This window comes from Bacillus sp. 22483 (assembly GCF_052044605.1).
GTDB classification, from domain to species: Bacteria; Bacillota; Bacilli; order Bacillales; family Bacillaceae; genus Bacillus; species Bacillus altitudinis.
The window spans coordinates 176,929-203,372 of record NZ_JBQENU010000007.1 but is presented as its reverse complement, the minus strand read 5'-3'; the positions used below and the strand labels follow the sequence as shown (position 1 = coordinate 203,372).

Annotated in this window: 29 protein-coding genes; 1 reads left to right on the top strand and 28 read right to left on the bottom strand. The window is 39.1% G+C overall.

The window, feature by feature from the left end; genetic code table 11:
- Nucleotides 1–14: 14 nt before the first annotated feature.
- The 4 genes from ftsX to ACTJJQ_RS12660 form a co-directional block, all read right to left on the bottom strand.
- Nucleotides 15–905, bottom strand: a complete 891-nt coding sequence (gene ftsX / locus ACTJJQ_RS12675; RefSeq protein ID WP_024719915.1) for a permease-like cell division protein FtsX — start codon at nucleotides 903–905, stop codon at nucleotides 15–17.
- Complete coding sequence (gene ftsE, locus ACTJJQ_RS12670; RefSeq protein WP_008348229.1) at nucleotides 898–1,584, bottom strand: cell division ATP-binding protein FtsE; 687 nt, start codon at nucleotides 1,582–1,584, stop codon at nucleotides 898–900. The genes ftsX and ftsE overlap by 8 nt, the downstream gene beginning before the upstream one ends.
- A 382-nt stretch (nucleotides 1,585–1,966) precedes the next feature.
- Nucleotides 1,967–2,296: a cytochrome c551 gene (gene cccB / locus ACTJJQ_RS12665; protein ID WP_008348231.1), complete on the bottom strand. Its 330-nt coding sequence runs from the start codon at nucleotides 2,294–2,296 to the stop codon at nucleotides 1,967–1,969.
- Nucleotides 2,297–2,344: 48 nt separating this feature from the next.
- Nucleotides 2,345–3,193 carry a YitT family protein gene (locus ACTJJQ_RS12660; RefSeq protein WP_035389657.1) on the bottom strand — a complete coding sequence of 283 codons (849 nt, stop codon included), beginning with the start codon at nucleotides 3,191–3,193 and terminating at the stop codon, nucleotides 2,345–2,347.
- A 189-nt stretch (nucleotides 3,194–3,382) separates the two neighbouring features.
- Here ACTJJQ_RS12660 and ACTJJQ_RS12655 point away from each other — a divergent pair, with 189 nt between their 5' ends.
- Entirely contained in the window at nucleotides 3,383–4,117 is a 735-nt protein-coding gene (locus ACTJJQ_RS12655) for an alpha/beta family hydrolase (protein WP_440600247.1), read from the top strand.
- Nucleotides 4,118–4,332: 215 nt separating this feature from the next.
- Here ACTJJQ_RS12655 and ACTJJQ_RS12650 read toward each other — a convergent pair whose 3' ends face one another.
- The 24 genes from ACTJJQ_RS12650 to ACTJJQ_RS12535 all read right to left on the bottom strand — a co-directional run bounded on the left by ACTJJQ_RS12650 (nucleotide 4,333) and on the right by ACTJJQ_RS12535 (nucleotide 26,405).
- The gene (locus ACTJJQ_RS12650; RefSeq protein WP_440600246.1) at nucleotides 4,333–6,126 is read right to left on the bottom strand and encodes a M3 family oligoendopeptidase; all 1,794 of its coding nucleotides are present in this window, start codon (nucleotides 6,124–6,126) and stop codon (nucleotides 4,333–4,335) included.
- Nucleotides 6,127–6,250: 124 nt separating this feature from the next.
- A protein-coding gene (gene prfB, locus ACTJJQ_RS12645) for a peptide chain release factor 2 (protein ID WP_098680723.1) occupies nucleotides 6,251–7,352 on the bottom strand; the annotation gives its coding sequence in 2 pieces (ribosomal slippage) (nucleotides 6,251–7,279 and nucleotides 7,281–7,352; 1,101 coding nt in all).
- Between the two features lie 67 nt (nucleotides 7,353–7,419).
- Nucleotides 7,420–9,945 (bottom strand): preprotein translocase subunit SecA, encoded by a 2,526-nt coding sequence (gene secA, locus ACTJJQ_RS12640; RefSeq protein WP_008348240.1) that lies wholly within the window; start codon nucleotides 9,943–9,945, stop codon nucleotides 7,420–7,422.
- A gap of 198 nt (nucleotides 9,946–10,143) precedes the next feature.
- Nucleotides 10,144–10,707: a ribosome hibernation-promoting factor, HPF/YfiA family gene (gene hpf / locus ACTJJQ_RS12635; RefSeq protein WP_007499992.1), complete on the bottom strand. Its 564-nt coding sequence runs from the start codon at nucleotides 10,705–10,707 to the stop codon at nucleotides 10,144–10,146.
- Between the two features lie 189 nt (nucleotides 10,708–10,896).
- The gene (locus tag ACTJJQ_RS12630) at nucleotides 10,897–12,582 is read right to left on the bottom strand and encodes a methyl-accepting chemotaxis protein (RefSeq protein WP_440600245.1); all 1,686 of its coding nucleotides are present in this window, start codon (nucleotides 12,580–12,582) and stop codon (nucleotides 10,897–10,899) included.
- Nucleotides 12,583–12,615: 33 nt separating this feature from the next.
- Complete coding sequence (locus ACTJJQ_RS12625) at nucleotides 12,616–12,996, bottom strand: hypothetical protein (RefSeq protein ID WP_008348244.1); 381 nt, start codon at nucleotides 12,994–12,996, stop codon at nucleotides 12,616–12,618.
- 13 nt (nucleotides 12,997–13,009) lie between these two features.
- Complete coding sequence (locus tag ACTJJQ_RS12620; protein WP_142156119.1) at nucleotides 13,010–13,351, bottom strand: flagellar protein FliT; 342 nt, start codon at nucleotides 13,349–13,351, stop codon at nucleotides 13,010–13,012.
- Entirely contained in the window at nucleotides 13,348–13,752 is a 405-nt protein-coding gene (fliS, locus tag ACTJJQ_RS12615) for a flagellar export chaperone FliS (RefSeq protein ID WP_008348247.1), read from the bottom strand. Before fliS ends, ACTJJQ_RS12620 begins: the two co-directional genes overlap by 4 nt.
- Before the next feature lie 17 nt (nucleotides 13,753–13,769).
- Nucleotides 13,770–15,284, bottom strand: a complete 1,515-nt coding sequence (locus tag ACTJJQ_RS12610) for a flagellar hook-associated protein 2 (protein WP_440600244.1) — start codon at nucleotides 15,282–15,284, stop codon at nucleotides 13,770–13,772.
- 20 nt (nucleotides 15,285–15,304) lie between these two features.
- Complete coding sequence (gene flaG / locus ACTJJQ_RS12605; RefSeq protein WP_007499987.1) at nucleotides 15,305–15,646, bottom strand: flagellar protein FlaG; 342 nt, start codon at nucleotides 15,644–15,646, stop codon at nucleotides 15,305–15,307.
- 153 nt (nucleotides 15,647–15,799) lie between these two features.
- A complete protein-coding gene (csrA, locus tag ACTJJQ_RS12600) occupies nucleotides 15,800–16,024 on the bottom strand; it encodes a carbon storage regulator CsrA (protein WP_008348252.1) in 225 nt (74 codons plus the stop codon).
- Nucleotides 16,018–16,452, bottom strand: a complete 435-nt coding sequence (fliW, locus tag ACTJJQ_RS12595; RefSeq protein ID WP_041091474.1) for a flagellar assembly protein FliW — start codon at nucleotides 16,450–16,452, stop codon at nucleotides 16,018–16,020. The genes csrA and fliW overlap by 7 nt, the downstream gene beginning before the upstream one ends.
- Before the next feature lie 28 nt (nucleotides 16,453–16,480).
- Nucleotides 16,481–17,059 carry a DUF6470 family protein gene (locus ACTJJQ_RS12590; protein ID WP_039963694.1) on the bottom strand — a complete coding sequence of 193 codons (579 nt, stop codon included), beginning with the start codon at nucleotides 17,057–17,059 and terminating at the stop codon, nucleotides 16,481–16,483.
- Nucleotides 17,060–17,105: 46 nt separating this feature from the next.
- On the bottom strand, nucleotides 17,106–18,017 hold the full coding sequence (gene flgL / locus ACTJJQ_RS12585; RefSeq protein WP_039169789.1) for a flagellar hook-associated protein FlgL: 912 nt from the start codon (nucleotides 18,015–18,017) through the stop codon (nucleotides 17,106–17,108).
- Nucleotides 18,018–18,025: 8 nt separating this feature from the next.
- A complete protein-coding gene (gene flgK / locus ACTJJQ_RS12580) occupies nucleotides 18,026–19,546 on the bottom strand; it encodes a flagellar hook-associated protein FlgK (RefSeq protein ID WP_368774673.1) in 1,521 nt (506 codons plus the stop codon).
- 15 nt (nucleotides 19,547–19,561) lie between these two features.
- Complete coding sequence (locus ACTJJQ_RS12575; protein ID WP_440600243.1) at nucleotides 19,562–20,044, bottom strand: flagellar protein FlgN; 483 nt, start codon at nucleotides 20,042–20,044, stop codon at nucleotides 19,562–19,564.
- 18 nt (nucleotides 20,045–20,062) lie between these two features.
- Nucleotides 20,063–20,326, bottom strand: coding sequence for a flagellar biosynthesis anti-sigma factor FlgM (gene flgM, locus ACTJJQ_RS12570; RefSeq protein WP_003213252.1), 264 nt, complete (start codon nucleotides 20,324–20,326; stop codon nucleotides 20,063–20,065).
- Between the two features lie 79 nt (nucleotides 20,327–20,405).
- Nucleotides 20,406–20,825, bottom strand: a complete 420-nt coding sequence (locus ACTJJQ_RS12565; RefSeq protein ID WP_017357864.1) for a TIGR03826 family flagellar region protein — start codon at nucleotides 20,823–20,825, stop codon at nucleotides 20,406–20,408.
- Nucleotides 20,826–20,881: 56 nt separating this feature from the next.
- Nucleotides 20,882–21,568 (bottom strand): ComF family protein, encoded by a 687-nt coding sequence (locus ACTJJQ_RS12560; RefSeq protein ID WP_368774675.1) that lies wholly within the window; start codon nucleotides 21,566–21,568, stop codon nucleotides 20,882–20,884.
- On the bottom strand, nucleotides 21,565–21,858 hold the full coding sequence (locus ACTJJQ_RS12555) for a late competence development ComFB family protein (protein WP_008348267.1): 294 nt from the start codon (nucleotides 21,856–21,858) through the stop codon (nucleotides 21,565–21,567). Before ACTJJQ_RS12555 ends, ACTJJQ_RS12560 begins: the two co-directional genes overlap by 4 nt.
- Before the next feature lie 64 nt (nucleotides 21,859–21,922).
- Complete coding sequence (locus ACTJJQ_RS12550) at nucleotides 21,923–23,302, bottom strand: DEAD/DEAH box helicase (RefSeq protein ID WP_440600251.1); 1,380 nt, start codon at nucleotides 23,300–23,302, stop codon at nucleotides 21,923–21,925.
- A gap of 119 nt (nucleotides 23,303–23,421) precedes the next feature.
- The gene (locus tag ACTJJQ_RS12545; RefSeq protein ID WP_007499966.1) at nucleotides 23,422–24,264 is read right to left on the bottom strand and encodes a DegV family protein; all 843 of its coding nucleotides are present in this window, start codon (nucleotides 24,262–24,264) and stop codon (nucleotides 23,422–23,424) included.
- A 211-nt stretch (nucleotides 24,265–24,475) separates the two neighbouring features.
- A complete protein-coding gene (degU, locus tag ACTJJQ_RS12540) occupies nucleotides 24,476–25,165 on the bottom strand; it encodes a two-component system response regulator DegU (protein WP_008348273.1) in 690 nt (229 codons plus the stop codon).
- 64 nt (nucleotides 25,166–25,229) lie between these two features.
- Entirely contained in the window at nucleotides 25,230–26,405 is a 1,176-nt protein-coding gene (locus ACTJJQ_RS12535) for a sensor histidine kinase (protein ID WP_003213166.1), read from the bottom strand.
- Nucleotides 26,406–26,444 lie beyond the last annotated feature (39 nt).

Below are 26,444 nucleotides of genomic sequence, written 5' to 3'. Positions count from 1 at the left end.
CAATATAAATAGATTTATACTTTCAAGAATTTACGGATGGACGTTAAACTTCCCCACACACCGATAATGGCACCGATCAATAGAAGGATCAGTGATACTTGATAGACAAACGGATTGTATGGAAGCATTGAAATAAATGAACCTTGTACCCTTGGTGCCACCCAGCCGACAGCATATTGATACGTGCCAAGCAATACAGCGATTGGTATAATCGAGCCAAATACACCAAGTAGTAATCCTTCGATGAAGAACGGCCAGCGGATAAACCAGTTCGTTGCACCTACTAGTTTCATAATCTCAATTTCTTTACGTCTAGCAAAAATCGTAATTTTGATCGTATTGGAAATCAAGAACATCGCTGTAAATAAAAGCCCAATAATAAGTGCGATGCCGACATTACGCGCCACTCCGACAACATTAAAGAGTCGGCTGACCTCTTCTTTTCCATAAGTGACTTTATACGTCCCTTTTAGGTTTTCTAATTTCTTCGCTACTTTTGGTGTATCGTGGGGATCTGTTGTTTTCACAATAAACGCATCATTCAATGGATTTTCTTGATCAACCAATCCCATAGATTGTCCATTTTCACCAAAGCTTTTAATCAGTGCTTTTAGTTCATCATCCTTGGATGAGTATTTCACATCACTGATTTCAGGAATCTTCTCAATTTCTGCTTTTAATTCATCCTGCTGCTTTTGATTCGCAGTTAAATCGATGAGAACTTTTACTTCTACTTCTTTCTCAGCGTTCGATGCCATGTTATTCAAGTTGAGCATAATAACAAGAAAAACCCCAACTAAAATCAATGTGACAGTGACCGCACTAATTGATGCAAATGTCATCCACGTGTTTCTTCCAAGTGAACGGAAGCTCTCACGTAAATGCCGCGAGAGAGTTTTAATCATAAATTCCGTACTCCCCTCTTGCTTCGTCACGCACAATCATTCCATCTTCGATCGCGATGACGCGTTTCTTCATGCTGTTTACAATCTCTTTGTTGTGTGTCGCCATGACGACTGTTGTTCCGCGGTTATTAATCTCTTCGAGTGTCTTCATGATTTCCCATGAAGTATCTGGATCAAGGTTTCCTGTCGGTTCGTCTGCAATGACAACCTCAGGATGATTGACGATCGAACGAGCGATCGATACACGCTGCTGTTCACCGCCGGAAAGCTGATCTGGAAATTGACGAGCTTTGTGCTTTAATTGCACCAAATCAAGTACCTCAAGCACTTTTTTCTTAATAATACTTGGCTGTTCACCAATGACTTCAAGAGCAAATGCCACGTTCTCAAAGACCGTAAGACTTGGAAGCAGTTTGAAATCTTGGAATACTACGCCAATTTCTCTTCTCACATAAGGAATTTCTTTTTCCTTCATCGAGCCTAAATCTTTGTTATTAATTAAGATTTTCCCTTTTGTTGGTTTCTCTTCACGATACATCATTTTAATGAACGTGGATTTACCAGCGCCACTGGGACCAACAACATACACAAACTCTCCTGGATGGATAGAGACATTGATTCCATTGATCGCCTTTACGCCATTAGGATAGATCTTATAGACTTCCTTCATTTCAATCATGTAATCACCTAATCTTTTCTTATTCGCTGTCAAACAGCTTATCATGATGTTCTGACACTTCTCGTCAAAAAACGTTATGTATGGTCACGCACATACCCTTCGATACGCACAAGCAATTTATGTCCTTTTCATCCAAAAAGATGAAAAAATTGAATCGTCTAAATTTCAACAACTCCAATTATACGTCATGAATCGACGCAATGGTATTACATTTATATTTCAAAACTTATAAATAAAAGGTAAATAGAGCAACAAAAACCGAAAAACGTGTCTTTTTACCCTTATTTTTTAAATAAAATTTAATATAATACGTTTTCATACTATCCAAAAGTCTTTTTCTACAAATAGAAAATAAAAAAACCTTGTCGATTAGACAAAGGTTTTATTTTTTCTCTGCAAGCCACTTGGCGACTTCTTTTGCTTGTTTTTCATCTACCATTCCGCTTGGCATAGATCCTTTACCGTTCTGGGCAATATCTGCAATTTGGCTTTCATTATATTTCTTCCCGACTTCTTTCAGGCTTGGGCCGCCTCCGCCAGATAAGTCTTTTCCATGACAGCCAATACAGTTTTGCTGATAAATCTCTTCACCACTGCTCACACTTGAAGCACTTTTACTGCCTTCTTTGTCACTGCTGCTTGAATTTCCTCCACAGGCCGCAAGTACAAAAAGCATAGCGACAAAAAGAAGCGTTAATCCGCTCTTTTTCATGTATTTCCCTCCCTTACAATCATTTGGTCAACGTTATTATATCCTTGTTTACGCCCTTTTAAAACCCTCACCAAGCACCTCTTTTGCATCCATGACGATGACAAACGCTGATGCATCGATCGCTTTTACCACTTGTTTCAACTTTGTGAATTGTGACTGCCCTACAACACACATTAAAATAGGCCGGTCATGGTCGGTGTACCCACCTACTGCTGAAATCTTCGTTACACCACGATCAATTTGATCAAACACCGCCTGTCTGACCTCATCCTCATGGCCCGTAATAATCATAGCCATCTTCGAGTGACTAAAGCCAGCCTGCACGACATCAATCGTCTTACTAGAAATGAACACTCCGATCACAGCGTACAGTCCTTCTTCAATCCCAAAAACAGTCATGGCCGCCAAAACAATCAAACCGTCCATCATCGCTAAACAAGTACCTAACGTCAGCCCTGTATATTTATTGATGATTTTGGCCGCAAGAGCCGTTCCTCCCGTTGAACCATTGCCGAGGAAAACGAGCCCAATTCCGATCCCAATCACTACACCGCCAAATATTGCGGCAAGCAGTGCTTCATGGGTGACAGGAGCAATGTGTCTTGTTAAGAACACCATTAAAGGTAAAAAGACAGAACCAACGAGCGTTTTTACCCCAAATGTTCCACCTAATAAATAAAAGCCTGCGATAAAGAGCGGAATATTGAGGCCCCATTGTACATATGCAGCTTCAAAACCGAATGACTGCATAATGGTACTGATTCCACTCACACCGCCAGCAGCAATCTGATTTGGTAATAATAACGTATTAAAGCCAACCGCCACGATGGCTGATCCTATTAAAATGAGTACATAATTTTTCACTTCAATCCAAAGTTGAGAATGTTCCTGCTTCATGTCTTTCTTCCTCCGTTACTTCTGAATGCACACCTATTTTAAGCCCTCTCATTCAGATTGTAAATAACAGCCAAATGCAGTGCTAATGGATTAATACTTTATCACACAGCCGGATCAGCGTACTTGCCGTTTGGCAGAAGAGTAAATGATGGTATATTTAATATGTACATGAGAAAGAAGGGACATACGATGAAGAAAATATTGAAGATCACCGGTATTACATTACTTGCACTCATCATCTTAGCTTTTGGTGCTTTCTATACATGGAGCCGTTTTACATATGGACCATCGGAAGCGTTAAAAAAGCAGGTGAAGATTGAACAAGTCGATCATAAAAATGGGGTATATTCATTTGAAGCATCAAAAAGCGATACTGGCATCATTCTCTATCCTGGGGCAAAAGTTGAACCTCTTGCGTATGCCTATATTGGGAATGCGCTGATGAAGAAAGGCTATTCGGTCTTTATCCCAGACATGCCATTTTCTTTCGCGATTTTTAATACGAAGAAGGCAGAGGATATCCTCAAAAGTCATCCAGCCATCAAGCATTGGTACATTGGCGGACATTCGCTAGGCGGGACAGCTGCCGCTATGTATGCAGAGAAAAATCAAAGCAAGCTGGACGGCCTCTTTTTCCTTGCCTCCTATCCTGCATCAGATGATTTGAAACAGGCTTCCTTGCAAGTATTATCTATTTCAGGCGAAAAAGATGGGCTAGCTACACAAGAAAAAATCAAAAAATCAAAAAAGCAGCTGCCATCTCAAACGGTGTATCATGAGATAAAAGGCGGTAATCATGCTCAGTTTGGCATGTATGGCAAACAAAAAGGGGATCAGCCTGCAGACATTCCAGTCCTCACGCAACAAAAAGACATCGTTCAGACGATGCTGGAATGGTTAAAACCAGCAAAAAAGCTCCCGTAATGGGAGCTGCAAGATTGTTGACAAAGGGCTAAAATGAACTTGATTTTAGCCCTTTGTCTTCTTTTCAGCGTGATAGAAAACCTTTGCAGCCCTAGGAAGGACGAGCATCGGTGCGGAGCGAATCTGACATTCGTGAGCACCGATGCGCAGGACTGACACCGAATGCGAGGGTTTGTCTACACGCTGAAGCTCCCGTAATGGGAGCTTTTCATTTTTTATGCCTTCGTCGCTTCTAAAAACTCTTCAGCATCTGCCACAGCCAGTGAAATGGCCTCTTCCCAAAATGCTTTTTGAGTCAGGTCGACACCTAGGTGCTTATATGCCAAATCTTCTACAGTCATTGACGCTGTATCTTTTAATAGCGCAATATATTTCTCTTCAAATGATGCCCCAGCCTGCAATGCTTTCGCGTAAATACCTAGAGAGAACATGTACCCGAAGGTGTAAGGGAAGTTATAAAACGGGACCCCTGTAATATGGAAATGCAGTTTAGACGCCCAGAAATGCGGATGGTATTCATCTAAAGAGTCACCAAAGGCTTCCTTCTGTGCTTCTACCATCAACTCATTCAAGCGGTCAGCTGGCACTTCTCCTTGTTTGCGCTCTTCATAAAAGCGTTGTTCAAATAAGAAGCGTGATTGAATATTCATAAAGAATGCCACACTGCGCTGCAGCTTATCCTCTAGCAAACTGAGACGCTCTTCTTCATTGGCCGCCTCTTTTAATGAAGCATCTGCCACAATCATTTCTGCGAATGTAGACGCAGTTTCAGCTACATTCATCGCATATTTACGATTCAACATCCGAACATCCTGCATGACTTCCTGATGGAACGAATGACCAAGCTCATGTGCTAGTGTCGCTACATTGGATGGAGTCCCTGAGAAGGTCATAAAAATACGTGATTCTCCGCTATCAGGGAAATTCGTACAGAAACCGCCCACTCGTTTGTTTGGGCGATTCTCAGCTTCTACCCAGCGTTCATTAAAAGCTTTTTCAGTAAAAGCAGCAAGCTCTTTTCCAAACCCTGCGAAATGCTTGATAATAAAAGCGGCTGCGTCTTGATAAGAATAGGTCTTTGTCTCACTTCCAATAGGCGCTCCCACATCAAACCAGCTTAGTTTATCAACCCCAAGCATGTCAGCTTTACGTTGTAAATAATCAATGAATGGCTGTTTATGTTCATCAATGACAGACCACATTGTATCGAGCGTCTCTTGTTTCATCCGGCAAATATCAAGGGGCTCTTTTAATATATGATCCCATCCTCTGGCTTCATATACTTGTAAACGAAAACCAGCGAGATGATTGAGTGTGCTTGCAAACAAATGTTCATCCTGTGTCCATGCATGTTCTAAATTATGATACACGGCTTTTCTTACTTCACGATCTGAATCATCCATCGCATTTTCTGCTTGGCCTACAGAGATCATTTGTGTTTCACCATTTTGCTCAAATGGAATGGTAATTTTGTTCACCAAGCTAGAATAAAGTTCATCCCACGCATGATACCCATCTACTGCTAGTTTTTGAATGAGTGTTTCCTGTTCAACAGGCAGTTGATCTTTCACATGTTCTCTTCGTTCATTTAATATGTAACGAACATCTGAGAAAGCGGCTGAATCCATTAATTCTTCCCACTGGCTAGTAGGAATCTCAGCAAGTGATTGATCAAACCCTGCTAGAATGGTTCCTAATTCAGCTTCCAGCTTGGCAATAGACCCTCGGAGACTGCCTGCCTTCATATCCTTTGTATTTTGAGATTGTAGACAAGATACAAATGAACCTGCTTGTGCTAATTTTTTATATGTGATTTCATACGTTTCAAGGACAGCTGTTAACTTTTTTTCAATTTGTGTATCTTCTTTTGAAAAGGCATCTACCTTTAGTCGTAACTCATCTAATAGCTGCTGTATGTGCTGTAAGTATGTGATAAATTCTGATGAAGAACTGCCTCCTTTAAAAAAGGCATCTAAATCCCACGTCTCTTGTAATGGTTTTAATCCCAAATTATTTCCCCCTTTAATTGCTAATTTCATCATACAAAGGATATAGAGTCAGTATGGCATATGTATTCCTTTATATTCATTATATTTTCTCACAATTAAAAAAACCCGGCAAGAAGCCGAGTTTTTATGATAATTTTGAACGTAAATACGCATCGATAAAGGAATCTAAATCTCCATCCATCACCGCTTGAACATTTCCCATCTCCGTGTTGGTACGATGGTCTTTCACAAGAGAATATGGGTGGAAAACATACGAGCGAATTTGGCTTCCCCAGCCAATTTCTTTCTGTTCTCCTCTGATTTCATCCAATTCCGCCTGCTGTTCTTCGATCCGTTTTTGATAAAGCTTAGATTTCAGCATTTTCATTGCACGTTCTCTGTTTTTGATTTGGGATCTTTCCGTTTGGCACGTCACGACGACATTTGTTGGGATGTGTGTGATACGAACCGCAGAGTCCGTCGTATTGACGTGCTGACCCCCTGCACCACTTGCACGATACGTATCCACCTTAATATCCTCTGTACGAATATCGATATCAATTTCTTCATTAAATTCTGGCATGACATCACAGGAAACGAAAGAGGTATGTCTACGGCCAGATGAATCAAATGGAGAAATACGGACTAAACGATGGACACCTTTTTCTGCTTTTAAGTAACCGTAAGCGTTATGTCCTTTAATCAGTAATGTCACAGACTTAATTCCTGCTTCATCACCAGGAAGGTAATCAAGTGTTTCGACCTTAAAGCCTCTGCGCTCTGCCCAGCGGGTATACATTCTGAGGAGCATCGATCCCCAGTCCTGTGATTCCGTTCCACCTGCACCTGGGTGAAGCTCAAGAATGGCATTGTTTTTGTCATACGGTTCACTTAAAAGAAGCTGCAATTCAAACTCGTTAAATTGTTTTGTTAAGTTCTTCAGCTCTTTTTCAAGCTCTGCATGAAGATCCTCATCGTAGTCTTCTTTTAATAAATCATGCGTCATTTGCAGCTCATCATGAGATTCACTGAGCTCATGATATGTATTCACATAATCCTTCAGTGCATTGGCTTCATTAATGACACCTTGCGCTTTTTGCTGGTCATTCCAAAAGTCAGCCTCTGACATCGTGGCCTCAAGCTCTGCAATTTTCGCTTCTTTTGTATCGAGGTCAAAGAGACCCCCTAAAATCAGCTAGCCTGCTAGCCATATTTTCAAGCTCTTGTCTAATTTCTACTAATTCCATATCCTTCACCTCATAGATGTATGGGGGCTGACATGAATAGAAAGAGGTTTTCACCTCTTTCCATTACTTATTCTGTCTTCCCATGACAATTTTTATATTTCTTGCCGCTTCCGCAGTGACATGGTGAGTTTCTTCCGATATCCACCACTTTACGCACCGGCTTTTTCTTCACTGTTTTCTCCTCATCGCCTTCTTGAGGCTGATGAGCAGTTGTTTGTCCTTGAACGACTTCTTCACGTTCTAGGTTGTTTTGGATTTCTGATTTTAGCACATATTTAGCGACGTCATCTTCAATTGAAGCGACCATATGCTCAAACATCGCAAATCCTTCCATTTGATACTCACGAAGCGGATTGGTTTGTGCATATGCACGTAAATGGATTCCTTGACGCAGCTGATCCATTGCATCGATATGGTCCATCCACTTCGAATCTACTGCACGAAGAACGATGACTTTTTCAAATTCACGCATTTGTTCATCGCCAAATGTCTCTTCTTTTGCATCATATTTCTCTTTAATCCGCTCCATGATGAATTCAGTGATCTCATCTGCTTCTTTACCGAAGATATCTTTGACCGAAATGGCACCTTCATCTAAATAGTTCGTGTTGATTAATTCAACAAGACCATCTAGTTTCCATTCTTCTGGAAGTTCTTCTTTCGGCGTGTAAGATCCAACAGCCCGCTCAATAGACGATTGAATCATATTGATCACAATCGATTTCAAGTTATCAGAATCGATAACTTCAAAACGCTGTTTGTAAATGACTTCACGCTGTTGACGAAGAACATCATCATATTGCAGAAGCTGCTTACGGGAATCAAAGTTATTCCCCTCAACACGTTTTTGAGAAGATTCAACAGCTTTTGAAACCATTTTACTTTGAATTGGAGTAGAGTCATCCATACCGAAGCGATCAAGCATCGCCATTGTCCGCTCTGCACCAAATCGGCGCATCAATTCATCTTCCATTGAGAGATAGAATTGAGTAATCCCTGGGTCTCCTTGACGACCAGAACGACCACGGAGCTGGTTATCAATACGGCGTGATTCATGACGCTCTGTCCCAATAACAGCAAGACCGCCTAGTTCTTTCACACCTTCACCAAGCTTGATGTCTGTTCCACGTCCCGCCATGTTTGTCGCAATTGTGACGGCACCTTTTTGTCCAGCTTCCTCAATAATTTGTGCTTCACGCTCATGGTTTTTCGCGTTTAACACTTGATGTGGGATGCCTTTATTTTTAAGCAGTTTTGAAATTAATTCAGATGTCTCAACCGCAACAGTTCCGACAAGGACCGGCTGTCCTGTCATATAACGCTGTGCGACGTCTTCAGCTACTGCTTTAAATTTGCCATCCATTGTGCGGTAAATTAAATCAGGTCTGTCATCACGCACAACCGGTTTATTGGTTGGGATTGTGACAACCTGCATATTGTAAATGTTACGGAATTCCTCTTCTTCCGTTTTCGCTGTACCTGTCATACCAGATAGCTTTTCATACATACGGAAGTAGTTCTGGAACGTAATGGTTGCAAGTGTCATGCTTTCATTCTGCACTTCAAGACCTTCTTTTGCTTCAATGGCTTGGTGCAGACCTTCACTATAGCGGCGTCCTTTCATTAAACGTCCTGTGAAGGAGTCAACGATGACGACTTGGCCATCTTCCACAACATAATCAACATCTTTTTGCATCGCAACATGTGCCTTAAGAGCCTGCGCGATATGATGGTTAAGAGCGACATGTTTGACATCAAACAAGTTCTCAATGCCGAATGCTTTTTCCGCCTTCGTCATTCCGCTTTCAGTCAGCTGTACACTTTTTGTTTTAATATCATAAGTGAAATCGTCTTCTATTTTTAACGTACGAACAAAGGCATTTGCTTGTACATAAAGTTTCGTCGATTTTGCAGCTTGTCCAGAAATAATAAGAGGTGTTCTCGCTTCATCAATTAAGATGGAGTCAACTTCATCGATGACGGCATAATGAAGTGGTCTTTGAACCATTTGCTCTTTGTACAGCACCATGTTATCTCGTAAATAATCAAAGCCAAGCTCATTGTTTGTTGAATATGTGATATCAGCAGCGTACGCTTCTCTTTTTTCATCTTTGTCTAAACTGTTTAAGTTCAAGCCAACTGTTAATCCTAGAAATTCAAAAATCTTGCCCATTTCCTGTGCATCACGGCTTGCCAAATATTCGTTGACTGTTACAATGTGGACGCCTTTTCCAGAAAGAGCATTCAAATAAACAGGCATCGTTGATGTCAACGTTTTACCTTCACCTGTTTTCATCTCAGAGATATTCCCTTCATGTAGGGCAATCCCCCCCATGAGCTGCACCTTGAATGGGAACATTCCTGTCACGCGGCGGGAAGCCTCACGAACCGTTGCAAACGCTTCAACCAAAAGGTCGTCTACAGATTGTCCTTTTTCAAGTTTTTCTTTAAATTCGATCGTTTTATTTCGTAAAGCCTCGTCAGATAATTTCTCAAAATCTTGAGCGAGAGCTTCGATTTCATTTGCCTTTTTTTCATATCGGCTGATCGTACGTTTCGTAGGATCAAACACTTTGTTTAAAATTCCAAGCATATAATAACGCTCCTCTATTTCATGCAATTTTTCGGCATGTCCAAAAGTTTGACAGGTCCATATTTACCTGCATTTATCATACCATACCTTCCTTGATTTCCAAAGAATTTGCAATGATTTAGCACAAAAAACCCGCCCCTAATGAAGGGAACGGGTTTACTTTTTTTAGGTCATTTTCGGATCAAAAGGAACGAATGATTAAGCGTTCGGCTCAATGAGTCCATATTTACCGTCATTTCGGCGGTATACCACATTGGTCAAATTTGTCTCAGCATTTGTGAAGACAAAGAAACTGTGACCTAACATGTTCATTTGGAGAATGGCCTCTTCGCTATCCATTGGTTTTAAATTGAAGCGTTTTTGTCTGACGATTTCTGTTTCATCAATTTCTTCGTCATCTTGAACTGCTACTTCGGAAGCACCGTTTCCTCCAGCAAATAAATGCTTTTTCGCACCTTGCTCACGGAATTTACGGTTCACTTTCGTTTTATGTTTTCTAATTTGACGTTCTAATTTACTGGTTGCTAGGTCTACTGCATTGTACATATCCTCATTATGCACCTCTGCTCGAAGTGCTAGATCAGTCATTGGAATGGTAACCTCAACTTTAGATTCTTGATCGTTGTAAAATTTCAAGTTCACGTTGACTGAAGCATCAACATCTGACTCAAAATAACGCTCCAACTTTCCAATTTTTTTCTCGACATGATCTCTTAGTGCAGGTGTTACTTCGATGTTTTCTCCTCGGACATTGTAATTCATGTAAAGAACGCCTCCTTTAAAATTAAGGATATGTAAACTTATTTCTACTTTTCCCTCCTTTTCTCCTGCTCAAACGTAAAAAAAATGTGAATTTTTATTGAAATTTGTCGAATCCTGCGGTGCTTCAGCTTTTACTTGATAGGTGATGAATATATATTCGATTGATTCTTGAAAAAGACCATGCCGCTGTTAAATCTTGAAAGATGAAATAGATGTTTTCAGTGATTGAGACAAAGTTTTTAAATCTTCCGCTGCTGCTTTCATTTCCTCATTCGCTGCTAGTGATTCTTCAACAGCCGCCGACATGTACTCTGTTTCCTCAGAATTCCGCTTAGCACCTTCTTCAATAACACCAATTGTTTGAGAAATTTCTTCTGTACTAGCTGAGATTTGCTCTGTCGTAGCAGAAAGCTCCTCTGCTTTCATCGAGATATCACGGATGGATTCCAGAATTTCTTGAAAGCTCTGTTCAGACAATTGCGATACTTTCACACCTTCTGCTACATCTCGTTCCACTTTCGTCATAGATTGAGACGATCTTTCAGTATCTTTGTTCACGTTGGCGAGTAACTGACTAATTTGATCAGTCAGTTGACTTGATTCTTCTGCCAGCTTTCTGACTTCATCTGCAACAACCGCAAAACCTCGTCCATGTTCCCCAGCCCTTGCTGCTTCAATGGCTGCGTTTAAAGCAAGTAAATTTGTCTGATCTGCAATGGCATGAATATTCCCCAGCAGGCCTTGAATGCCGGTAAACTGTACTTGTACATTGGCCATTGTAGAATGATGTTCATTCACAGATTCCTTAATAGAACTCATTTGTTTCACGAATTGTTGAATGAGGGATGCGCCCTCTTCAGCCTTTTCAGTCACTGAAATTGAGTGACCCGAAACATCAGACGTATGTTCAGCCGCATTATGCATACCAGTCGAAACTTCTTGAATTGAAGAAGCTACTTTTCCTACTGCATCCGATTGTTCACGTGAAGCTTCGCTGACCTGTTCAATCGAGCTAGACGTCTGTTCACTAGCCGAAATGGTTTGACTGATGGTTTCTTCAAATTGAGCAGCAGAATCAGCTAATTGCCTTGACCCGTTTTGCACCTGTAAGATGAGCTGACGCAAATGAGCTGTCATTTGGTTAAAAGCCGTACCGAGCTGGCCAATTTCATTTTTAGAGGTTACTTCAATCTCTTCAAGTGTGAGGTCACCATCTGCCATTCTTCTTGCTGCATGTGTGACAGAGACAATCGGTTTTGTCATACGATGAACAAACCTTGTGCCAATGACTAAAAAGCCGACTATAATCGCTGCGCTAACGAGAATAAGCGTCAGCAATAATTGGTTACTTTCTTCATTGAGCTGACTGATTTTTTGATCCCGCTGTTTCAATTGTGTTTGGGCAAATTCTTTTGTAAAGGTATGTATTTCTTGTTCGATAGGTTGTAATTCTTGACTGAGGCGGGTGTTGAATTCTTTTTGATTTTGCATATTCAATGAATTAAATAATCGATTTGTTGAGGTGTAGTAAAGATAATTTTTTTCAGAAATTTGATCTAACAGATTTTTTGCTTGTTTAACGGTGCTCATTTTTGATGCTTCAGCTGTTTTCTTATTGATTTCTTCATATGTTTGCTCAATTTTCTGTAAATTTTCAGCATCTTGAACAACCACATACGTTTTAATTTGTGCTTCCTGCTTTTGTAGCAGTGCCTCTAATTCCAGTGAGGTCTGGTACAGCTTTACTTCTTTGGTGAGAAGTGCTTTATACGATTGATCTGTTTTGTAATAAATAAAACTAGAAAACCCCAAAATACTGACAAACAATACACATATGACAATAAGCCCAAATAAAAATTGATTTTTTAGTCTCATAAATTCCTCCGAATGGTCTGAATTGAACAAAAATTAATGAATGACATACGGCCTCATACAGGCATGTATTTCATCCATCCACTTTCTATATTCAGGTATAAAATATGATGTAAGGAATGACTGGAAGTGATTTGAAGGGAATGTATAGAAAGCTAGTATATCGAAACTTAAAAAAATTTGGTCAAACGATCGAATCGTCTTGGCAAAGTGCTCATTTTCAATAATTGAAAGCAGAAGCGGGTGTGTTGTCTCTAAATGAAAGAAGGCATGGATCAGATCATTAAAGATCCGATCCCCTTCTGTTTTAGCGAAATCCTTCTCAATTTCATCTAAATATTTTAGACTCTCTTCTATCGTATATAGAAGGTCATAATATGTGGTTAATAAAATATAGTCATCTGAACGATACGCCACAGGTCTCACCTATTTATTTCCGTTTATCGTAGTATACGCCGTCACTTGTCATGGGCTGATACGGATTTTGATAATTCAGCTGTTTTGTTTTCTTACGTTGAATGGCTTGAATATCTGCCTTGATCCCATTTTGAATCTCTGTTAATTGCTTGGCCATTATTTGATCTGTTTGAATGATTTCTTTGATTTTCTCTTTTTCTTGAACGGAAAGCTCATGTTGAATGTCTCTCATTAGTTCGTCTCTCTCAACTAAAAAAGCATCAAAGTCTTCAACGAGTGTTTCGCTTTGCGGATTGGCCTCTATTTCCGCTGCCATTTTTAACGTTTGGTCGTGCAGTTGGTCCACAATACTCATAGAGATCCCCCAATAGAGTGGTGACGCCCTTTTCGATCGGTTTGAATGACTTCCTTCCAAGCATCTCGGAAATCAGTCACATATTGCTCTACTTCATTCAGGATCTCTTCGTCATTTTGCAGATTGGCTTCAATCAGTCTTCGATAGATGTAGTCATACATACTTGCCATGCTCTTTGATACATCATACGTACGATTTAAGGTGACATTTAATTCTTGAATGATGTTTTGAGCCTTTTTCAGGTTCAAGTTTCTCATTTCAGCATCTTCTTTTTGAATGCCATGCTTTGCTAGTCTAATAAACTTTAAGCATCCTTCATAAAGCATAAGCGTTAACTCGGCCGGTGTTGCGGTCTCAATAGAATTTTTCTGATAGGCGGCATAAGGGTTCTGAATTGCCATATGTTATAAACCTCCAATTATTGTCCAAGCAGTTGAGAAAGATAGCCAGATTGGTTGTTTAGCTTTTGAATCGCACTATCCATGGCGTTAAACTTTTTGTAGTAACGAGCTTCCACCATTTTTAAACGATCTTGGAATGTGCTCATTCGTTGAGTCAAAGAATCAAGGTCCTTACCAAGTCCGTATTCCTTTGATGCCATCGTTGTGCTACCAGCCTTTGTCTGAATGCTCTTTGAGAAGGCTGATAAGGAATTTTTGATACGATGAATGATTCCTTGTTCTTTATATTGCTGCTGCGCTTTATCTTTATCTTTTGAATCTACATTTAGCGAACCTGACATAAATATTTGACTAATCTTCTGTGGGTCTTCTTGAATGGCTTTTCTTAGTTTCGGTTCATCAATGACAAGCTTTCCGCCATCTTTATATTTATCTGAAGTGGCAATTCCGATTTGTGTCATGTGAATTTTATTCCCATCACTTGTCGTAATATCAACATAAAAATCACTTCTTAATTTAGACGCACCAGATCGTAAAATTGAATCACTTCTCAGCAAGCCTGACTTCGCAGTCGTTTCCCATAGCTCGACTTCTTTGTCAGACATGGCTTTTTTCTCTTCAGCTGTTAATGGATAGTAGTCTCTATTTCTTTTTTCATTGACTTTACCATTGATCTCTTCAACAAGTTCATTGTATTTATCAACAAATTGTTTGATTTTATCAAAGATGGCATCGACATCTGTTGAAACGTTCAAACTGACAGGCTTATCTGTTGTTCCTTTCAGCTCATATGTGATACCGGCCTGCGTGAAAGTATTATTATTATTTTCCATTTTGAGACCATTAATTTCGTATTGCGCTTTCTGCCCTTGAGTAGTCGCAACTAATTTATTATCTCCATCCACTTGGAATCCTAATTGCGTTAAAAATGAAGCAGAATTACCATCCGCTGCCTTAATACTGACACCTTCTCCAGTCGTACGGGAAGTCAGAGCGATTGTATCCACGTAGTTGGTCCCATCAAAGATTTGACCTTTATAAGCCGTGACGCCTAGTTGAGCGTTGTTCAATTTTGACACGATTGTATCAAGGGTATCTTTATCAGTCGTATTAATGGTCACTGTTTTAGGTGTCGTAGAATCTGGTGTCGTCACCTCAAACGTAAACGTACCGTTTGAAGCAGTAAATCCAGATGGACTAGAAGATTTGAATACGGATGCTGTCGCTAATTGGGTCACATTAATCGAGCCAGAAGAAGCATTTGTTGAGCCAGTTGCTGTGACAGCAGATTCATTGGAGCTTGTGACCTTTTTTGCGCCATAAGTACTTGGTAATGTTAAATTTAGTTTGTTAATGAGATCATCTAATTCTTTGACCTTTGAATTGACCTCGCGGTAGCTGTCTCTTTGCCATTCAAGTGTTTGTTTCTGGCGTGTCATTTTATCAAGTGGTGCTTGCTCAGTTTTCATTAGCTTTGAGACGATTTCATCAATATCAAATACATTTGAAAATCCAGTAATTCGATTAACCATGGTTTATGTTCTCCCTTCAATTACATTCTTTTATCGACAAATAAACCGACAATCTCTGTCATTGCCGCATAGAAATCAAGCCATTCTTTGGAAGGAATCTCTCTAATGACTTCTTCGGTTTGGTTATCTACGACTTTGACATAATATTCATTGAGTTTTTCATGTAATTCAAATTGAAGATGAAATTGAGTAGGTTCAATCAGCTTATTTGCTCCTTGAAGCGTTTTCTCAATTTCTTCTTTTGAAACGACTTTTCCATTTGCTTGTAAATCAGTGTTTGCATTGTCATTTTGATGATTCGTAACACGGGTTTGAAATGCATCAATCAGTGGCTCTAGCGAAGTCAACTTACCAACAGACATAGTTATTCAGCTCCTGTGCTTTAATCTATCTTTTATATCGGCTTTGAATTATTAAATTAAATATAGATGGACCGATTTGTTAAAGTTTCATATAGATGGTGTACTTCTACGGTTTCACACGGAGGAGGATAGACAAATAGGATAAAAAAATCCTCACTTTTTTTGTGAGGATAATTGAGAAAGTAGATCAAAGGACAAGCTAGCAGCACGGCTGTTTTCTTCTTGAATAGATAGGTATACTTCCTTCCTGTGAATATCAATATGCTTAGGAGCCTCAATTCCGACTTTTACTTGGTCGCCTTCAATCGCAATAATTTTAACTTCAATATCGTCGCCTATTTGAATCGATTGATTTAATTTACGAGATAGAACTAACATGAGGAAGCCACCTCTAGCAAATGTTTTGTATGATAGGCTGAATCATGCAAAATGACCTGCTTGGCTTTCATGTTTTTCCGATTCACAATAATAGGCGCTCTTAAATTGGCTGTCGTTTTTTCAATAGAAGATCCCATTGTTAAAATAACCATGACTTCCGCATCATTGGCATCTTCTACCCCAAGAATGTCTACAACCGATTCTTCTAAGTCAAATTCATATTGATTGAAGAACAAAAATGGGCTGCTGACAATAAAGCCTAGTTCTGCATTTTTCAAAGATTGAAGAACTAAAAATGGGGATTCCTCTGATAAAGGTAAAATGACAAATTGTTTTTGATCCAGAAATCCTGGTATCCCATTAGAGAAGTGAATGATTTGCTCCTCTTTAATCGTCACTTCACCATGGTATTTTGTTTGAATGATCATAATTCACGACCTTTTTCATTTTTCTTAACTATACCTTATCACCATTTTGACCTGTTTCGTCAACTTCTATTTTTAATTCTGGGTATTGTAACATATCAATATGAACTTTACCTGGCTGGTAGTTAACAATTGGTTTATGAGGTGTTGCCTCTATAATAGCTTTTTGCGGCTCCACATCAATTTTAAGTTCAGATGGCTGATAGTGAATTTTCACACTAAAAAATGAAGGAATCACACCGATGTTGAATTGTTTTGCTGGAGGACTGCCGTTGATTTTCGCAAACTCAGCAATCGCATTCCCACCATTCTCGATCTTGATGAGTTCACTTCCTTCTTCCGCTCTACGCCCCATTCCTTCTCCAATCGCACGTTTCCCCTCAGCCGCCCATTCCTCTGAACGTCTAAAAATCGACTTAATATCCATATCGGCAAACGCCTCGGTTTGATCTATGGTTAATTTCGACGGTGTCCTTGTGATATTCATGACAGCTCTTGGCTGCTGAATGTCAAGATCCGCTCTTGGCTGCTCTACTTCTTGCCTGGAAGGGGTAGTCGACATTTGCAGCTTTGCATAAGTTTGCTCCATTAACAATCTAGGGATTTGCATAAGTTCACCTCCATGATGCAAAAAAGCACCCAATGGATGCTTTTTCTTATCTTAAGAAATCGACAAGGGATGGCTGAATCACTTTAGCTGTCGTCGCTAAAGCAGCCCTATTCACAGTCTCTTGTTGAAGAAGATCAAGAATGGCTTTTTCACTTTCTACATCTTCGGCATCTGATTTAGCCTTTTTCAGCACTTCAAATTGCGAAGTCAAACGGCTCCCGACTAAGTCAACACGATTCGATCGCGCACCAAGATCTGAACGTTCAGCACTCATCACTTCTTTAAACTGATCGATATCCCCTAATGCATCGTCAGAATTCGCAAACGTTCCATTTTTAAATGAGTTTTCTAAGTCAGTCAGCATTTCAATGACATTTTGACCACTGGCAGATTGTCCACCAAAAGCTGAAAGAGGATTTGAATTCACATTTAATGTGATTCCATCAGAAATGTTCGACTGAACCACGTTTGCATCTGTATAGTTTTCAAAGTTAAATGTAAACGTACCATCTGCATTCTCTACAACTGGTTTAACATTTGTATTCGTCCCATTAAAAACAAACTTACCTAACATCTGCGTGTTCATTGCATCAATGATTTGATTCTTCATCTGACCAATTTCCACTCCGATAGCAGCTAAATCTTCTGGCTGTTTTGTTCCATTGGCTGCATCAAGTACTTTATCACGTATATTTGACATGATATCAATGATTTCAGTGACACTTGTTTCAGATGTATCAATCCAGTTTCGTGCCTCATTTAAATTAGTTTGGTATTGCTCATTTCGAAACATGGCTGTACTATACTGAAGACTTTTCACTGCTGCAACAGGATCATCAGACGTTTTTGTGAAACGTTTTCCAGACTGTGCCTGCTCATTAATTTTAGAGAGTTTTTCATAACTTTTACTAATATTTCGAAGTGAATTTTGAGAAATCATACTTTGCGTGACTCGCATCAGTTACCCTACCTTCCTACGACTCCCATGCCGTTTATTATTTTATCTAATACTTCGTCTTGCATCGTCATAATTCTTGCTGCTGCATTATACGCATGCTGAAATTGGATCATATTCGTCATTTCTTCATCAAGAGATACAGCACTAGTTGACATCCTGCGTTCATTGGCTGAATTCACAAGAGCTGCTGAACTGCTTTCAAGGGTCATGTTCTTTTTAGCTTGTATCCCCATTTCGGCAATGACATTCTGATAGTAATCCTGAATCGTTGTGGTATTTCCGCCGATTGGTAGCTTTAAGTTTTGAATATTAGCTAATTTCGTAGCATTCGAACCATCACCTTGCGTTTGATTAAGAGATGCAGCAATGTTATCTGTCGATGCTAAAATCACGTCACTCACTTTGATACGGGCTGCCAAGCCTTTATTCAAATCATTGTTATTCTCAATATCGAAAAAATCTTGTCCACTTGTGCCATTTAACGTGTATCCTTGCTTATGGACGTCGTTAAAAGCATCCATAAATATTTTTGCTACTTCATCCAGCTCAGCAAGCATATCCGGGTACATGCCTTTTTCATCTCCATTAGACATGTAGCCATACGCCTCAACAAGTGCTTTTACTTTACCATTCACTTGTAATTGATCAGCTGCGATGGTTGTCGTTCCAAATTGGAGTGAGTTAACAAGTCCTGTCGTATTATCATAGGAAAGTTGCAATTCAGATTTTTCATTGGTAATGCCATTTAAAATTGTTCCAGCAGATTGCCCATTAGCACCGATAATGTCGATGTTAACGGTTCCTTCAGCAATTTCCAGAGCATTTCCTCCAGAAGGGTTGTAACTCACTTTAATATCAACAAGTGAGGAAAGCTGATCTATAAGAGCGTCTCGCGTATCATAAAGATCATTGGGAAGATAACCATTTGGCTCAACTGTTGCAATCTGTTTATTCACTTCATCAATTTGAGTTAATAGGGTGTTCACATTTTTTGCCGTTGAATCGAGTTCAGTTTTTAAATTCTTTTGTATCGTTGTTAAAGAAGAATTTAGCAGGCGGAATTGATCTACTAAAGCCTGAGCACTTGTCTTAACAACTGTACGGGCTGAAGCAGTATCAGCATTTTTCGATTCTGATAAGACTTGTAATGATTTCCAGAGATTATCGAAGGCTCTATTCAAGCCTTCATCTGTCAAATCATTCATCACTCCTTCCATTTGTGAAAGAGCATCAGACTTCGTCGCATAATAAGACAAATTATTGTTATGATCTCTATACTGAAGATCTAAAAAGCTGTCTCGAATTCTTTCAACAGTTCCAACTTGGACACCTGTCCCCATTTGGCCATATGTCTTGCCATCATAAACAGAAATCACTGGGTAAGGATTCTCTGCTTTAAAGGTAACTCTCTGTCTTGAGTAGCCATCAGTATTTGCATTGGATACGTTGTTTGATGTGACATAAAGCCCTGCACGCTGGGCTGTGATTCCTCTTTTTGCCGTTTCTAGTCCCATGAATGTAGAACCCATAGATATCCTCCTTGTTTACGCCTTTGAATCAAACAAAGCCCTATGCTGTTTAGGCTTTGAACTCTCAAGACCATTTTGTCCGTAATTCATATTTTCTTTGTTAGGATTCACAAGATCGAATGTCAGTGAAATAAATTGAAGTGACTGCTGAATAAGCTGTTTGTTCAGTTCGTTTACATCTTTCAGTTCCACCATGATGTCATTCAGCTTCTCATATAACGAAATAAGCTCTTCTTGATCCGTTCCTGTAGCTTTTTCGATGCATGCGGTGATTGTCGGCGATTGATCACTTTGTAAAAATTGAACTGCTGCTTCAATCCGCTTTTCTTCTAATTGTGAAATGGCCTGAATATATTTTTGCTCAAGGTTCAGAATCTCTGAAAGAGCATCGATCTCATTATTTTTCAGCATTTCTGTTTTATTCTTAGACAGCTTTAGAAGCTGTTCATGTAATCCGTAGAGACGGTGCAGTTCTTCAATCATTATTTTTACTGACATTCACGCTACTCCCTTTTGTTATTGTTGTTTATAAAAATTCAACATTTTATCTGCAATGCCTTTGGTATCTACTTGATATGTTCCGGCTTCAATGCTTTTTTTAATTTGGTCTATTTTATCTTGACGTTCTTTCATGATATTCGGCACCTTTTGCATTTCGATTGCCTTTTTAGAAATTTCGACTTTGTCAGTTGATTTTGCTTGATTCGATTGCAACGTTTGTTTCTCATATGTTTTCTTGTAAGGATTTACTGGTTGTGTTCCATATCGATTAATTTTCACGGGATTCCTCTCGCTTTCCGTTACAGTCTGTCTTGATTCTATCCATTTTATCGACCAAACTGCAACTTAGTTTAGGGAATCAGTCGTTTTTAGGATTAATGGCATAATAGGTGTCTTTTTTCCTAGATTCAATCTCCCTTTTACGCTCTTCTTCTTGGTCCATTTGGCTGATTTGTGTCTTTATATCCTTTTCACAATGGCTACACAGCTTGTTTTTCCTGATCGGTTGGCCGCATCTTTCACAAGGATAATTGATATTAGGGAATTGACTAATTTGAAGTCTTTTCAAACGGATAAATTTCAGGATTAATTCTTCATCAACTTCTGTTGCGTCTACTATTTCAGCAATGGTTGATTGTCTATTACTTTGCTTACGCAAGAATTTATAAACGATATCAAAAGAACGTTCTTCTTCTTCAAAGCATTTGTTACAAACCGTTTGGATGGTGGTTTTTAAAAATAACTGATTACATTGTGGACAGTTTGCCAATTGATTCATAACCAAAACCCCTTACGTTATTTTCTTTTCTTAATATCGGTTGATTGTCATGATTTTTAACTACGAATCAACGTAAAAGAGGAAACACTTTTGGCGCCTGAGTCTTTTAAAATTTTTGCTGCATGATAGACTGTCGCCCCAGTTGTATAAATATCATCGATTAATATGATATCCTTTAGAACGATCGGGTTTGACTGCCTTAATTGGAACAAATTCTGTTGATGTAAACGTTCATTTTTTCTTTTCTTAGACTGCTTACTTTGATGTACTTTTATAAGTGGCTCCAATATAGGTCCGCCAATCATGGAAGCAAGCATCATTGACTGATTGAATCCTCTTTCCTTTAATCTCTCTTTACTCAAAGGAATTGGGACAAGCACCGGTTCTTTGATTGAAAAAGAACGTTTAAACGCTGACTGTACATCTTTTTTAAATAGATCAGCTAAAGCCGTATCACCTCGAAATTTAAATCGAGCTAGAATATCTTTCATAAAGTCGTTGTAAGCATAAACAGATCGATTCATCACAAGAATCTCAGCAAAATCCCATCGTTTATTCCACCTTGAACAATCCTGACACAATTGATCATTTGATTGCGCTCTTCCGCATTTGGGACAAGTAGGACCTTGAATCTTCATCAGGTGGTTCTTACATGCTACACATAAACGATCTTCATTTAATAGTAGGAATGATTTCCATGTAAAAGCAGCCACAAAATGGCTCTCACAAATTGGACAAATCAACGCTTTTCTTTGTTCAACGGCAAATGATTTTCGCACCTTGGATATGTAGTGACCGTTGAAGCAGCTTCTGTCAGAATGACAAGCATCGCCGTATTTTTCTGTTTATCCACCATCTCGGATTTACTGTAGGATATTTTATCGATATCTGTTATATATTGCGGTTTCACTTGATTTAGAGAAATGGCTAATACATCTTCTATACATTTTTCACAATGACAAATCATGTTTAATTGGTTGAGATATTGATAGAGAATTTCTTTAAGTAGAATTTCTTTTGCGTTGAGTAGCATATTTTGTCTCTCCTGCCATTTGTGTTTTGTGAATATAATGTACCATGATTTAGTTGAACCCACACTATTTTTCAGAAAACTCTTTTTCAGCTGTATTATTCATTTTTACGATATGTTTCTTTGCTTGTTTCATACTTCTCGTTAAGCCAAAATGAAAAAAGTACACGTCTCCGTTAAAAAAATCTGGATGTCTCCCTGCTCTACCAGAAATTTGAACAAGTGCACTTTCTGTAAAAATAGGAGATTCCGCACCTAATACGCCCACTTGAACATCTTGAATGGTAACGCCTCTTTCTAGAATAGTTGTTGTAACCAATACATCGTATCTATGATCTCTGAAATGCTGGACTTTTTGCTTCCTTTCTTGATCATCCGCAGAAACACCCTGTACATTTACATCTTGACCTTGAAGAATATGAGTTACCTTCTTCATAGTAGAAATAGAAGGAACAAAGAGTAACACTCTTTTTTTCTTTGTGATATGTTCATGCAGCCAGTTCATTGCAGATGCTGGAAGCCGATTTCTTTTTAATCTCTTTTTCCAATCTCCAACCCATTGAAATGTTGGGACAGGTAACGGTTTTTGGTGGAAGCGCAGAGGAATTTTGATCGCTTCTAATTGTCTACGAGCAACATCTTTTTGCATTTTTTTAGATGGTGTGGCACTTAAGTAAATTCTAACTCCTGTTTTTTTCATTGACTTTAAAACAGCAAACTGAAGCCGTTCATCGATTGAATAAGGAAAAGCATCGACTTCGTCTACAATGAGGACATCAAAGGCGTTTTTATATCTCATTAGCTGATGGGTTGTAGCGATCATAAGCGGTGCCATTTGAAATCTTTGAGAACTCCCGCCATAAAGTGCAGCTATATTCAGTCCTTGAAATGCCTTTCTCATTCGAGGTTCAAGCTCAAGTACAACATCGGTTCTAGGCGTCGCAATACAAACACTCATTCCGTTATTTAGCGCATATTTTATTCCATGAAAAAGCACCTCCGTTTTCCCCGCACCACAAACAGCCCAAACGAGCAGATCAAATTTGTTTTGGATTGCTTCTACTAGCCTATCGGACGCTCTCTTTTGCCCTTTAGAAAGCTCTCCCTGCCATGTTAATTCAACTCGTCTTGTTTCTTTCATTTGTGGACCCGTCCATTCGTAGAGAAAGCCACATTCGCTTACTTTTCCCAGCATGATGCAGGATCTACAGTATACACAGTCTTTTTTACATGTTTCACACGGAGAGAGGGCAAAGTAGCGCTTGTTTGATACACCGCACCGGCAGCAGATCAAACCACTCGCCACCCTATCGACTGCAGGTGTTCTATGGATAAATCCTTGATTCTCCAGCCACTCCAATTCGGACTGTGTACATTGACATTCAACAGGAAGAAGGTGCCTTGATTGTAGCTTGTGACTGAGTTCCCATGCTTTTTCCAGATTCAATTTCACGCACTACCTTTCCATTCATGTTGACCCATTATGTACAAAGAGAAGGCCTTTCGTCTAATTGTAAAAATAGAAAAACAAATCCCCTTTTCCATGAGAAAAGGGGATTTTGATATCTATCTGATGATCCAGCCAAGTGCTAAAGAGCCTTCGCCTAGATGAGTGCCAATCACGGCACCAAAGTAGCTTTTATAAAATTCAACATGAGGATACTTTTCTAATAAGTGCGCAATTAATTCATCTGCTTCTTCTTCTCTATTACCATGTATCAGAGTTGCTCTCATTGGAACACCACGTGATGCATCTTCATCAAATAATTCAAAAATACGTGAAATGGCTTTTTTGCGTGTACGAATCTTCTCAAAAGGGACAATTAGCTTGTTGTCAAAATGCAAGATAGGCTTTACCTTTAAGAGGCTTCCAATAAAAGCCTGAGCACCATTTAATCTGCCGCCTCGTTGTAAATGAGTTAAATCGTCTACCATAAAATAAGCTCTTTGATTTTCTTTCAGATAATTGAGATGGGAAATCACTTCTTCTGGAGAAGCACCATCTTGGATTTTTTCAGCAGCTTCTAACACATAAAAACCTTGCGCCATACAGCTAGTCTCTGTATCAAACGGATAAATGTCGATTCCGTCAACTAGTTCATTCGCTGAGGCCGCACTATTGTATGTTCCACTAATTCCGCTTGACAGATGTATACTAATCACAGCATCATATGTTTCGCTAAGTTTTTCATATAATTCTATAAGTTCACCGAAAGCAGGCTGAGAGGTTGTTGGAAGATCTTTATGTTTCTTGACTTCTTCATAATATGTCTTCCAATCCATTTCTACTTCTTCACGGTATGATTCAGTACCAAAGATGACATTCAGAGGGATCATATGAATATGATGTTTATCACGTAGTTCTTGTGGTATATAAGCAGTACTGTCTGTTACAACGGCTATTTTCATTCTTAAATACCTTCCTTATCCGTTAAGTTGCTTTTTAAAAAAGAATGATCATTGTTTTTCACTAGATTTATAATACTAATCAAAAAAGCTTGCCTAATCAATAGGCAAGCCCGCTATATCCGAAAAAGACTCCTTACCTGCCTATCATTGCTCTCTAACTTGAATGTGAGAGAACTAAAAACAGGCGAAAAAGGAGTACTTGTCCGGAACATTATCTCATTTCTACCCAGCCGTTTTTAATTGCTACAACAACAGCTTGAGTACGGTCATTTACATTCATTTTTTGCAAAATGTTACTCACGTGGTTTTTGACTGTTTTCTCACTAATAAAGAGCGACTCACCAATACCTCTGTTGCTCTTTCCGTCAGCTAACATTTGAAGAACTTCACATTCACGTCTTGTTAAGATATGAAGTGGTCTGCGAATTTCAGGATATACCTCGTGCTGTGGATGTGCTGAAACGCCGCTTGTTGCTAAGCGTCGGAATTCATTTACTAAGTTATGAGTGACTTTCGGATGTAAATAAGAGCCTCCGTCAGCTACTACTTTTACTGCTTCAATGAGGGTATCTGCATCCATTTCTTTTAACAAGTAGCCTCTTGCTCCTGTTTTTAATGCATGTGTCACATAGTTTTCATCGTCATGAATAGATAGGATAATGACTTTTGATTCGGGATAAAGCTCTACTAGCTGTTTTGTAGCCTCCACACCATTTACATTCGGCATATTAATGTCCATAATGACAACATCCGGATGATAGTGTTCTACGATACGTGCAGCTTCGTCACCGTCGTCTCCTTCTGCAACTACTTCAAAAGTAGGTTCAAAATCTAAAATCCGTTTGACACCTTCACGGAATAATTGGTGGTCATCGATAATTACAATATTTACTTTAGTCACAAGCTACGCCTCCCCATGTTTATTGTTCTACACCTGAACTTTATGGTCAATATGTCTTTTGTCTCTATTTTACAATTTTATTTTGTAATGTTAACGGTACTCTAATCATGATGAATGTCCCTAGACCTATTTTTGAGTCTATGGTCATTTTACCTTCTAGTAAGTCTACGCGCTCTTTCATACCAAGTAACCCAAAGGATTTGTTTTTATTTGTTTTAACATCCTTCATATCAAAGCCTTTTCCATCGTCTTTGATAATTAAGGTGACAAAGTCTTTCGTCACTTCAACCTTCACAGAGATTTCTTCAGCTTCAGAATGCTTTAAAGAATTTGTGACAGCTTCTTGAGCTAGTCTAAATAGTGCCACTTCAAATTGAGAAGCAATTCTTTCGCTTTCAGTATCACCTAAGCACTGGAACGTAATTTTGGTTTTTCCATCATATTCTTCAATTGTGTTTAAGTATTTTCGCAGTGTCGGAATGAGACCCAAATCATCTAAAGCCATCGGTCTTAAATCATAAATGATTCTTCTCACTTCGTACAGTGCATTTCGCACATTCTGTCTTAGACTTCTAATTTCTTTAAATCCTTCTTCTGTTCCACGGTCTCTAAAAATTCGTTCAATTAGTTCTGAACGCATCATCACGTTTGCCAGCATCTGAGCAGGTCCATCATGGATTTCTCGTGATACCCTTTTGCGCTCTTCTTCCTGGGCTTCAATAATTCTTAGTCCAAAATCTTGTTTTGCCTGAGCATCTTCAAGTAAAACACCGACCTGACGTAAATCTTGGTTCAAGTAGTTGAGGACGACCGTGATCTGGCTCACAAGCGTTTCTGAACGTTCAATGACGTCTTGTAAGCTTAACAATCGTCTTTCGAGATCATCTCTTCTTTCCCTCAGCTGTTTTTCGCGCTGCTGGATCATGGTCAATTCTACTTGCAGGTTATGTGCTTTTTCATAGGCTTCTCGTATTTCTTCTTCGCTGAATTTGTTGAAGTTTCTGCTGACTTCAGATAAACGATTTCTAGCATGTCTCGTATGTACTTCTAGTTTATCCCCAAAATCAATTACTTCGTTGACTTGCTGTTTAATTTGCTTAAGCTCTTCTACTAGGCTTTCATATTGTTGACGGGACTGTTCGCCGATTCTAAATACTTCGTCCTTACTGCCATCAACTGTACTTAGCATTTTCATGATGATTGAATCCAATAACTTCGGATCCATTTTAGGTGTTGTCATGGCTTTTCCCTCCCGTAACAGTGATGTCATCTTTTTTTA

Coding starts and splice junctions, on each gene's coding strand:
- ftsX (WP_024719915.1), bottom strand. CDS start 905: ATGATTAAAACTCTCTCGCGGCATTTACGTGAGAGCTTCCGTTCACTT.
- ftsE (WP_008348229.1), bottom strand. CDS start 1,584: ATGATTGAAATGAAGGAAGTCTATAAGATCTATCCTAATGGCGTAAAG.
- cccB (WP_008348231.1), bottom strand. CDS start 2,296: ATGAAAAAGAGCGGATTAACGCTTCTTTTTGTCGCTATGCTTTTTGTA.
- ACTJJQ_RS12660 (WP_035389657.1), bottom strand. CDS start 3,193: ATGAAGCAGGAACATTCTCAACTTTGGATTGAAGTGAAAAATTATGTA.
- ACTJJQ_RS12655 (WP_440600247.1), top strand. CDS start 3,383: ATGAAGAAAATATTGAAGATCACCGGTATTACATTACTTGCACTCATC.
- secA (WP_008348240.1), bottom strand. CDS start 9,945: ATGCTTGGAATTTTAAACAAAGTGTTTGATCCTACGAAACGTACGATC.
- hpf (WP_007499992.1), bottom strand. CDS start 10,707: ATGAATTACAATGTCCGAGGAGAAAACATCGAAGTAACACCTGCACTA.
- ACTJJQ_RS12630 (WP_440600245.1), bottom strand. CDS start 12,582: ATGAGACTAAAAAATCAATTTTTATTTGGGCTTATTGTCATATGTGTA.
- ACTJJQ_RS12620 (WP_142156119.1), bottom strand. CDS start 13,351: ATGAGTATTGTGGACCAACTGCACGACCAAACGTTAAAAATGGCAGCG.
- fliS (WP_008348247.1), bottom strand. CDS start 13,752: ATGGCAATTCAGAACCCTTATGCCGCCTATCAGAAAAATTCTATTGAG.
- ACTJJQ_RS12610 (WP_440600244.1), bottom strand. CDS start 15,284: ATGGTTAATCGAATTACTGGATTTTCAAATGTATTTGATATTGATGAA.
- flaG (WP_007499987.1), bottom strand. CDS start 15,646: ATGTCTGTTGGTAAGTTGACTTCGCTAGAGCCACTGATTGATGCATTT.
- csrA (WP_008348252.1), bottom strand. CDS start 16,024: ATGTTAGTTCTATCTCGTAAATTAAATCAATCGATTCAAATAGGCGAC.
- fliW (WP_041091474.1), bottom strand. CDS start 16,452: ATGATCATTCAAACAAAATACCATGGTGAAGTGACGATTAAAGAGGAG.
- ACTJJQ_RS12590 (WP_039963694.1), bottom strand. CDS start 17,059: ATGCAAATCCCTAGATTGTTAATGGAGCAAACTTATGCAAAGCTGCAA.
- flgL (WP_039169789.1), bottom strand. CDS start 18,017: ATGCGAGTCACGCAAAGTATGATTTCTCAAAATTCACTTCGAAATATT.
- flgK (WP_368774673.1), bottom strand. CDS start 19,546: ATGGGTTCTACATTCATGGGACTAGAAACGGCAAAAAGAGGAATCACA.
- ACTJJQ_RS12575 (WP_440600243.1), bottom strand. CDS start 20,044: ATGTCAGTAAAAATAATGATTGAAGAACTGCACCGTCTCTACGGATTA.
- ACTJJQ_RS12565 (WP_017357864.1), bottom strand. CDS start 20,825: ATGAATCAATTGGCAAACTGTCCACAATGTAATCAGTTATTTTTAAAA.
- ACTJJQ_RS12555 (WP_008348267.1), bottom strand. CDS start 21,858: ATGCTACTCAACGCAAAAGAAATTCTACTTAAAGAAATTCTCTATCAA.
- ACTJJQ_RS12545 (WP_007499966.1), bottom strand. CDS start 24,264: ATGAAAATAGCCGTTGTAACAGACAGTACTGCTTATATACCACAAGAA.
- ACTJJQ_RS12535 (WP_003213166.1), bottom strand. CDS start 26,405: ATGACAACACCTAAAATGGATCCGAAGTTATTGGATTCAATCATCATG.